We start from the raw sequence: 7,576 nt of genomic DNA on the forward strand, positions 1-7,576 counted from the left end.
ACCTGTCCGAACGTCACCGTGTTGTACGCGTTGAGCGCCACCGGATACCCACTGGGCGACGGCACGTCCGACCGGCGTCCAGCCGAGCGCCCGGATCGTCGCCGCGTGCGCTCCCCCACCGCAGCACAGGTCGAGGCACGGCCCCGCACCCGAGCCCAACAGGCGCGCCAGATGCGTCCGTACCCGGTCCATATAGGACGAGGCGGAACCGGTGTACTCCTCGTACCAGTCGGCGAACGCGTCGTATGCGGGCGGGGCGGTCATGCCGCATCCACGCTCCGCGCGGATGGGCAAGACCGCGGGCGACAGAGCTGGCCGCGCTCGCTTCGCTCGCTGGTGTCCGCCACCTCGCGGATCGCCGCGACGATGTTCGGGTACGCCGCGCAGCGGCACAGGTTGCCGCTCATGAACTCGCGGATCTCGTCGTCGGTGCCGGCGCGCCCTTCCCGCAGCAGCGCCACGGCCGACATCACCTGACCGGCGGTGCAGTAGCCGCACTGCAGGGCGTCGTGCCGGACGAACGCCTCCTGCATCGGGTGCGGCGTGCCGTCCTCGGCCAGCCCTTCGATGGTGGTGATCTCGCTGCCGTCGCACTGCGCGGCCAGTGTCAGGCACGAGACGATCCGCTTGCCGTCGCGCAGCACCGTGCACGCGCCGCAGGCACCTTGGTCGCAGCCCTTCTTGGTGCCCGTCAGGTGCAGCTCGTCGCGCAACGCGTCCAGCAGGGTGGTGGTGCTGTCGAGCCGGGCGGGGTACGTGCGCCCGTTGACCCGCAGCTCGACGGTGACCTCGGTCGAGCGGGCGGTGGTGGTCGAAGGCATGGCGGGCTCCTCAAAGTTGCCGGCGGCCGCTTTCGGGCGACGCTACCGGCGCGCCCGGACGCGGGTGCCGCTTCGGGAACCTTTGCCCGATGGGCAAACGCCTATGCGCGACACTGCCCGCGTGAGTGACACGATCTGGGACCTGGTCCCCGCCGCGACCCGCTGGCTCGACGCCGCGAACGGCACGGACGACGCGGAGCTGAGCTGCCGGATGCTGAAGGTGACCGAGGAGGCGGGCGAGGTCGCGAGCGCCTGGATCGGGCTGCGCGGCCAGAACCCGCGCAAGGGCGTCACCCACACGAAAGAGGACGTGGCCGCCGAGCTGGCCGACGTGGTGATCACGGCGCTGGTCGCGATCGAGAGCCTCGGCCTCGACGCCCGCGCGACCCTGGAAACCACGGCCGCCAAGGTCCACGCCCGCATCGGGAACGGCTAGAGCAGGCCCGCCTCGCGCATCAGGCGGGACAGGCCCGCGCCGTCGGGGGCCCAGAGCCAGCGTTGGGCGCCCGTGTCGCGGGCGCGGGGGCTGTTGTCGTGGATCGGCAGCGCGCCCGCCAGCACGGCCTGCGCCGGCGACAGGCGGCGGATCGCGACCGCGGCGACGTTGTTCGGGTGCGAGGCGGCGAACTCCGCGTAGATCTCCGGGTCGTGCTGGCCGTCGTCGCCGATCAGCAGCCATTTGATCGTCGGGAACTCCGTGGCGAGCCGGCGCAGCGTCGCTCGCTTGTGCTCCTGGCCGCTGCGGAACCAGCGGTCCTTCTGCGGTCCCCAGTCGGTGAGCAGCAGCGGGCCCGCCGGGTAGAGGTGCCGGGAGAGGAACCGCGTCAGCGTCGGCGCCACGTTCCACGCGCCCGTCGACAGGTAGAGGACCGGGGCGCCGGGGTGCGCCGTCGAGAGGCGCTCGTAGAGGACGGCCATGCCCGGCACGGCCGCGCGCGCGTGCTCGTCCAGCACGAACGTGTTCCAGGCCGCGAGCAGCGGCCGGGGGAGCGCGGTCACCATCACGGTGTCGTCGATGTCGGAGACGATCCCGAGGGTCACCGCCGGGTCGACGATGCGGACCGGCGCGTCGACCGGTTCGGCGCCCCGGGTGTGGATCCGGACGGTCTGCCAGCCGGGCGGCAGGTCGACCTCGACCCGCGCGTCGACGAAGCCGCCGCGGTCGGTGCGCAGCACGCAGCGCTGGTCGCCGGCCTCGATCTCCACCTCGGCGTCGTTGACGGCCACAGTGGCGAAGCTGCGCCAACCTCGCACGATCTTGGCCTTTTTCGACCGATCGGCACCGTTTTCCGGGCCCGGTGGCGGTGTCTCCCGTTCACCCGGGCGGCTCAGCAGCACCCGGCCCATCACCCGGACCCAGCCGGGCGCGCCGTAGCCGGTGTACGGCACGATCGTCGCCCGCCAGCCACGGCGGCGCATCCGCCGCTCGATCATGCCGCGGACGGCATCCTCGGCGCGGGCGGCCCGGTGCAGGACAGGGGCGGCGGGCGTCAGCGACACGCCCACCACCCTGCCACAACCGGCCCGTACCGGCTCGGTCGTGGTGGATCTTGGTCGCGTCGGGCGCCGAGTAATGGATCATGACCGGAATTCCGGACAGGCGCCACCGGGACACATCGCGAGCAAAGGTTTTCTGGAGAATGCAGTGATCAAGAACATAGGCGAGGGATAGTTGATATATGGCGGGCACGGCGCTCAGGCGGCCCGACGGCGAACGCTGCCGACGGCTGGCCGGCGCGCGCCTGTCAGAGGTTGGCGCGTCCCTCTTCGAAGAACGCCGCGAGCGTCGCCGCGTCCGGCAGCTCGGTTATCGCCCGGGCCGCGCCGAACGGCGCGTTCCAGAACGCGCCCTGCCGCGGGGTCCACGGGCCGACGTAGGCGTAGGGCTCGTTGTGCCAGCTGCCGCCGGGGGAGACCCCGTAGTTGACCTCGTTCTCGGTGACGGAGACGTCGAAGTGCTCCGGCCACAGCACGGGCACCTGGTCGGGCACCACTCGGCGCAGCGCCTCGTCACCGGTCGTGAAGCAACTGCCCAGATACGCCGCGATCTCACCGTCGATGACCAGCGCCTCGTCCTCGCGTACGCCCGAATGGTCGTCATAGACGTCCGGCACGCCCGCGGCGACGTCGACCGCCGCCGCCAGACCCGCCGGCGTGTTGCCCGCGAGCGCCAGCCGTTGCTCGCCGGCGACCAGCTCCGCGCCCTCGATCCGCAGCTCGGGCGCCTTGACCGTGGCGAAGCCGCCCGGCACCACGCGCAGCCGGATGGTGCCGCTGCGCCGGAACTGCGGCCCGGCCAGCAGCAGCTCGGCCACCCCGTGCAGAGCGCGTCTGGTCTCCGCGAGACGGCGTCCGGTCACCCCGCCAAGGCTACCGGCGACACCCTGTCGTCCGGCCCGCAACGCACCACAACCCGCCCACGCGTTCCCCGGAGGTGCTAATGCAAGTCCCCGCTCCGTTCACCTACGAACGGGCGACGAGTGTCGAGCACGCGATCGCGCTGCTCGGCCGGCTGGGCCCCGAGGCCCGGGTCGTCGCCGGTGGTCACAGCCTGATCCCGATGATGAAGCTCCGGCTGGCGCGCCCCGACGCGCTGGTGGACATCAACGACCTGGGCGCCGAGCTGGCGCAGATCCGGGTCGAGGGCGACGAGCTCGTCGTCGGCGCCCTGGCCCGGCACGCCGACCTGCTCGCGTCCGCGGTCGCGGGTGAGCATTTCCCGATCTTCCACGACGCCGAGCGGGTGATCGCCGACCCGGTGGTGCGCAACTTCGGCACCGTCGGCGGCTCGCTCTGCCAGGCCGACCCGGCGGAGGACCTGGCCGCCGTGTTCGCGGCACTCGACGCCGTCGCGGTGCTGCGCGGCCCGGCCGGGTCGCGCCAGGTGCGGGTCCGTGAGCTGCACGTCGGTCCCTACGAGACGGTGCTCGCGCCCGACGAGCTGATGCTGGAGCTGCGGGTGGCGATCCGGCCCGGCGGCGGCAGCGCGTACGAGAAGGTCGAGCGCCGGGTGGGTGACTACCCGGTGGCCGCGGCGGGGGCGGCGGTCTGGCTCGACGGCGACACCGTGCGCGAGGTCGGCATCGGCCTCACCGCGGTCGGCGCCGAGCACTTCGCCGCACCCGAGGCCGAGGCGGCGCTGCGCGGGCAGCCCGCGACCGACGAGTCGTTCCAGGCGGCCGGCCGGCTCGCCGCCGAGCACTGCAACCCGAGCGCCGACCAGCGCGGTCCCGTCGACTACAAGCGACACCTCGCCGCCGAGCTGACCACCCGCGCGCTGCGCCGGGCGGCCGCCCGCGCCCGAGGGCTCGAACAGACCGATGCCTGGACCTCCGGTCGGCACGGAGAACCCAAGCCTTTCGGCGCCGAGGAGGCATAGCTGATGGAAGTAACGATCAACCTCAACGGCTCGCCGGAGACCCACGACGTGGAGCCGCGGCTGCTGCTGGTCCACTTCATCCGGGAGAAGGCCGGGCTGCGGGGCACGCACTGGGGCTGCGACACGTCCAACTGCGGCACGTGCGTGGTCTGGCTCGACGGCAAGCCGGTCAAGTCGTGCACGGTGCTGGCCGCGATGGCCGACGGGCACGAGGTGCGCACGGTCGAAGGGCTGGAGCAGGGCGGCCAGCTCGACCCGGTCCAGCAGGGCTTCATGGAGTGTCACGGGCTGCAGTGCGGCTTCTGCACCCCGGGCATGCTGATGACCGCACGGGCGCTGCTCGACAGCAACCCCGACCCGACGGACACGGAGATCCGTGAGGCGATCTCCGGCCAGCTCTGCCGGTGCACGGGCTACGAGAACATCGTGCGCTCGGTCCGCTGGGCCGCGGAGGCGGAGGCCGGCGGGCCCGTCACCGAGAGCGAGACCCCCGCGGAGGTGAAGGCATGACGACGGTCGAGGAGCGGCCGCACACCGGTTTCGGCCGCACGCTGCGCAAGGAGGACGTCCGGCTCGTCCGGGGCAAGGGCAACTACGTCGACGACGTGCGCCTGCCCGGCATGCTGCACGGCGCGCTGCTGCGCAGCCCGTACGCCCACGCCAAGATCCTGTCCATCGACACGTCGGCGGCCGAGGCGGCGCCGGGTGTCAAGGCGGTCATCACCGGCGAGACCCTCAAGGGCCTCAACCTGGCCTGGATGCCCACGCTGTCGTACGACGTCCAAGCGGTGCTGGCCACCGACAAGGTCCGCTACCAGGGCCAGGAGGTCGCGTTCGTGATCGCCGAGAACCACTACGCGGCGCGCGACGCGGTCGAGCTGATCGAGGTGGACTACGAGCCGTTGCCCGCGGTCGTCGACGCGAAGAAGGCGCTCGACGCCGACGCGCCGGTGATCCGGGACGACAAGGAAGACCAGACCAACAACCACATCTTCGACTGGGAGAGCGGCGACAAGGCGAAGACCGACGAGGTGTTCGCCAACGCCGAGGTGGTGGTCGCGCAGGACATCCTCTACCCGCGGTCGCACCCCGCCCCGCTGGAGACGTGCGGCTCGGTCGCCGACATGGACCCGGTGACCGGCAAGCTGACGCTCTACACCACGAGCCAGGCCCCGCACGCGCACCGCACGGTGTACGCCCTCGTCGCGGGCCTGCCGGAGCACAAGATCCGGGTGATCTCGCCGGACATCGGCGGCGGCTTCGGCAACAAGGTCGGCATCTACCCCGGCTACGTGATGTCGATCGTCGGCTCGATCGTCACGGGCAAGCCGGTCAAGTGGGTCGAGGACCGCGCCGAGCACCTGATGAGCACCGCGTTCGCCCGGGACTACCACATGCGCGGCGAGGTCGCGGCGACCAAGGACGGCAAGATCCTGGGCCTGCGGGTCAAGGTGATCGCCGACCACGGCGCGTTCAACGCGACCGCGCAGCCGACCAAGTTCCCGGCCGGCTTCTTCCACGTGTTCACCGGCTCCTACGACCTGCAGGCCGCGCACTGCACGGTCACCGGCGTCTACACCAACAAGGCGCCCGGCGGTGTCGCGTACGCCTGCTCGTTCCGCATCACCGAGGCGGTCTACCTGGTCGAGCGGATGGTCGACGTGCTCGCCTACGAGCTCAAGGCCGACCCCGCCGAGCTGCGGATGAAGAACCTGCTCCAGCCCGAGCAGTTCCCCTACACCACGCAGACCGGCTGGGAGTACGACTCCGGCGACTACCCGAAGGCGCTGCGGCTCGCCATGGACATGGCCGGCTACGAAGAGCTGCGCAAGGAGCAGGCGGAGAAGCGCGAGCGGGGCGAGCTGATGGGCATCGGCCTCGCGTTCTTCACCGAGGCGGTCGGTGCGGGCCCGCGCAAGCACATGGACATCCTCGGGCTCGGCATGGCCGACGGCGCCGAGCTGCGGATCCACCCGACCGGCAAGGCCGTGCTGCGGATCTCGGTCAAGACGCAGGGCCAGGGCCACGAGACGACGTTCGCGCAGATCGTCGGCAACGAGCTCGGGCTGCCCACGGCCGACATCGAGGTCGTGCACGGCGACACCGACCAGACACCGTTCGGCCTGGGCACCTACGGCTCCCGGTCGACGCCGGTGTCCGGCGCCGCGACCGCGCTGGTGGCCCGCAAGATCCGCGACAAGGCGAAGATCATCGCGTCCGCGATGCTCGAGGTGTCGCCCGACGACCTCGAGTGGGCCGGCAACCGCTTCCACGTCAAGGGCGACCCGGAGCAGGGCAAGACGATCCAGGAGATCGCCCTGGCCGCACACTCGAGCCTGGAGCTGCCGGAGGGTGTCGAGGGGCACCTCGACGCGACGACCGTCTACAACCCGCCCAACCTGACCTACCCGTTCGGCGCGTACATCTGCGTGGTGGACGTCGACCCCGGCACGGGCGCGGTCAAGGTGCGGCGGTTCATCGCGGTCGACGACTGTGGCGTGCGGATCAACCCGATGATCGTCGAGGGGCAGGTGCACGGCGGCCTCGCCGACGGCGTGGGCATGGCGCTGATGCAGGTGATGGCGTTCGACGAGGAGGGCAACCACCTCGGTGCGTCGTTCATGGACTACCTGCTGCCGACCTCGCTGGAGTGCCCGTCCTGGGAGCTCGGCGAGACGGTGACGCCGTCGCCGCACCACCCGATCGGCGCGAAGGGCGTCGGTGAGTCGGCGACCGTCGGCTCCCCGTGCGCGGTGGTGAACGCGGTGCTGGACGCGATCAAGCCGTACGGGGTGCGGCACGCGGACATGCCCCTGACGCCGGCCGCGGTGTGGGGAGCCATGCAGGGCCGGCCGATCCGGACGGACCTGGCGATCCCGTGACGTCTCCGACGGAGCGGAGGGCGAACGAGCTGCGCGCCGCGCGCAGCCCGTTCGTCCTCGCGGTCGTGGTGCGCGCCGAGCGGCCCACGTCCGCGAAGCCGGGCGACCGCGCGGTGATCCGTCCCGACGGCACGATCGAGGGCTTCGTCGGCGGCTCGTGCGCGGAGTCGACCGTGCGGATCCAGAGCCTGCGCCAGCTCGCGGCCGGCGAGTCGACGCTGCTGCGGATCACCCCGGGCGGCGCCGCGACCGGGCCGGGTGACCTGCCCGGGATGGTCGTCACCGACAACACCTGCCTCTCGGGTGGCACCATCGACGTGTTCCTGGAGGTGGTCGTGCCGGCACCGCTGCTGCAGGTCTATGGCGACACCCCGATCGCCCGCGCCCTGGTCGCGGTCGGCACGGCGGCGGGCTACGAGGTGCGGCTCGCGCCGGCGCCCGGTGCGGTGCCGGCCGACGCCCTGGCCGTGGTCGTCGCCTCGCACGGGCACGAC

7 protein-coding genes and 2 pseudogenes are annotated in these 7,576 nt (G+C 72.0%); 5 read left to right on the plus strand and 4 right to left on the minus strand.

Annotated elements, in window-relative coordinates; translation table 11 throughout:
• Both AB0H87_RS34840 and AB0H87_RS34845 read right to left on the minus strand, forming a co-directional pair.
• Window positions 1–264, minus strand: a pseudogene (locus AB0H87_RS34840) (hypothetical protein); the annotation flags it as partial.
• An 89-nt stretch (window positions 265–353) separates the two neighbouring features.
• A pseudogene (locus tag AB0H87_RS34845) lies at window positions 354–821 on the minus strand ((2Fe-2S)-binding protein); the annotation flags it as partial.
• Window positions 822–942: 121 nt separating this feature from the next.
• Between AB0H87_RS34845 and AB0H87_RS34850 the strand changes: the two are divergent.
• A complete protein-coding gene (locus AB0H87_RS34850) occupies window positions 943–1,257 on the plus strand; it encodes a MazG-like family protein (protein WP_360155667.1) in 315 nt (104 codons plus the stop codon).
• Here the strand turns inward: AB0H87_RS34850 and AB0H87_RS34855 are convergent.
• Entirely contained in the window at window positions 1,254–2,255 is a 1,002-nt protein-coding gene (locus tag AB0H87_RS34855; protein ID WP_360155689.1) for a phosphatase domain-containing protein, read from the minus strand. The two genes, AB0H87_RS34850 and AB0H87_RS34855, sit on opposite strands and share 4 nt — an antisense overlap.
• A gap of 311 nt (window positions 2,256–2,566) precedes the next feature.
• Window positions 2,567–3,181, minus strand: a complete 615-nt coding sequence (locus tag AB0H87_RS34860) for a hypothetical protein (RefSeq protein ID WP_360155670.1) — start codon at window positions 3,179–3,181, stop codon at window positions 2,567–2,569.
• Between the two features lie 80 nt (window positions 3,182–3,261).
• On the opposite strand from AB0H87_RS34860, the gene AB0H87_RS34865 reads away from it, so the two are divergent.
• The 4 genes from AB0H87_RS34865 to AB0H87_RS34880 form a co-directional block, all read left to right on the plus strand.
• Entirely contained in the window at window positions 3,262–4,200 is a 939-nt protein-coding gene (locus tag AB0H87_RS34865; protein WP_360155673.1) for a xanthine dehydrogenase family protein subunit M, read from the plus strand.
• 3 nt (window positions 4,201–4,203) lie between these two features.
• A complete protein-coding gene (locus AB0H87_RS34870) occupies window positions 4,204–4,710 on the plus strand; it encodes a (2Fe-2S)-binding protein (RefSeq protein ID WP_360155680.1) in 507 nt (168 codons plus the stop codon).
• A complete protein-coding gene (locus tag AB0H87_RS34875; RefSeq protein WP_360155683.1) occupies window positions 4,707–7,082 on the plus strand; it encodes an aerobic carbon-monoxide dehydrogenase large subunit in 2,376 nt (791 codons plus the stop codon). The genes AB0H87_RS34870 and AB0H87_RS34875 overlap by 4 nt, the downstream gene beginning before the upstream one ends.
• Window positions 7,079–7,576 (plus strand): XdhC family protein (locus AB0H87_RS34880; RefSeq protein ID WP_360155686.1); only part of this gene is annotated, 498 nt, incomplete at its 3' end. The genes AB0H87_RS34875 and AB0H87_RS34880, both read left to right, overlap by 4 nt.

The organism is Asanoa sp. NPDC050611 (assembly GCF_040654855.1).
Taxonomy (GTDB): domain Bacteria; phylum Actinomycetota; class Actinomycetes; order Mycobacteriales; family Micromonosporaceae; genus Asanoa.

What these genes read in the sequence shown, in the direction of transcription:
- AB0H87_RS34865 (WP_360155673.1), top strand. Translation starts at nt 3,262, where the DNA reads ATGCAAGTCCCCGCTCCGTTCACCTACGAACGGGCGACGAGTGTCGAG.
- AB0H87_RS34875 (WP_360155683.1), top strand. Translation starts at nt 4,707, where the DNA reads ATGACGACGGTCGAGGAGCGGCCGCACACCGGTTTCGGCCGCACGCTG.
- AB0H87_RS34870 (WP_360155680.1), top strand. Translation starts at nt 4,204, where the DNA reads ATGGAAGTAACGATCAACCTCAACGGCTCGCCGGAGACCCACGACGTG.
- AB0H87_RS34855 (WP_360155689.1), bottom strand. Translation starts at nt 2,255, where the DNA reads ATGATCGAGCGGCGGATGCGCCGCCGTGGCTGGCGGGCGACGATCGTG.